Consider the following 550-nt stretch of genomic DNA (forward strand, 5'->3'; position numbering starts at 1 on the left):
CTCGGTTGCTCGGTTGACAGCTCCCCGAGGCTTATCGCAGCCTCCTACGTCCTTCATCGGCTCCTGGTGCCAAGGCATCCACCGTACGCTCTTCATTACTTACAACAAAGATGCTCGCGTCCACTGTGCAGTTCTCAAACAACACACAAACAACCACATACACGTTGACACCAACACCCACCAAAGTGGAGCGGTATGACAACTGCAGTCATTTGTCGTTACTTCCTAGAGAGGAAACACTCGCGTGTTCTCTCAGGACCCAACAGTATGTCGATATATTGTTCGTCGGCCTCCCACAGAGGAGAAACCGTACGACGATCAAGTTTGTCAGCGTCCACCCATGAGCTCCTGCCGGACCACAAGTGGATCCGAAACAGGCTCTGCCAACCAACCATCCACCTGTGTGAAYATTGGATTGGAGAATGCTCCTTAGAAAGGAGGTGATCCAGCCGCACCTTCCGGTACGGCTACCTTGTTACGACTTCGTCCCAATCGCCGATCCCACCTTCGACGGCTCCCTCCCACAAGGGGTTAAGCCACCGGCTTCGGG

At 54.1% G+C, this 550-nt stretch carries 2 rRNA genes; both read right to left on the reverse strand.

The window, feature by feature from the left end:
- Nucleotides 1-105: ribosomal RNA gene (locus AC1DWA_RS33160) — 23S ribosomal RNA — on the reverse strand; the annotation flags it as partial.
- A 328-nt stretch (nucleotides 106-433) separates the two neighbouring features.
- A 16S ribosomal RNA gene (locus tag AC1DWA_RS33165) occupies nucleotides 434-550 on the reverse strand; the annotation flags it as partial.

Source organism: Rhodococcus sp. P4_F3_2, assembly GCF_056401335.1.